This window comes from Citrobacter sp. VF227 (assembly GCF_052950715.1).
In genome coordinates this window covers 1-527 of record NZ_JBRFVF010000240.1, presented here as the reverse complement: position 1 = coordinate 527, position 527 = coordinate 1, and the positions used below count along the sequence as shown (strand labels likewise).

The window sequence follows — 527 nt, the reverse complement described above, 5'->3', positions numbered from 1 at the left end:
GTCGAGCAGATCGAGCGCAAGCTCGACGAGAACGAGCAGGCGCAGAAGGCGAGCCAGCGCGAGCAGGACGGCAGCGAGGTGCTGTCGGTCGAGCTGGAGCGCCTCACCGCCCTCGGGCTGACCCTGTCGGAGCGCCGCAACGCCTTCGAGTACGCCCGGGACACCGCGGCTCATCTGTTCACACGCACCACCCGGTCGCTGTGGCGTCCGCACTCGGGCTCGCGGGTCAACCACGCCACCATGACCGCGGCGATGATCGACTCGCGCGACTACATCAGCGCGCGGCGGCGGGCCGAGACCGAGATCCACCTGCCGCAGGGCACCCGCATCGCCTTCACCGGGGACAAGGAGTTCCAGGACGTCACGGTGATCTGGGACACCCTCGACAAGGGCCGGGCCAAGCATCCCGACATGGTGCTGCTGCACGGGGGCGGGACCGGCGCCGAGCTGAACGCGGCCAAATGGGCCGAGAACCGCAAGGTCGCCCAGGTGGTGTTCAAGCCGGACTGGAAGCGCCACAGCAAGGC

Annotated in this window: 1 protein-coding gene; it reads left to right on the top strand. The window is 69.4% G+C overall.

From position 1 onward, the window contains the following. A partial coding sequence (locus ACU8YC_RS26110) for a DUF2493 domain-containing protein (RefSeq protein ID WP_446896130.1) occupies positions 1-527 on the top strand: 527 nt, incomplete at both ends.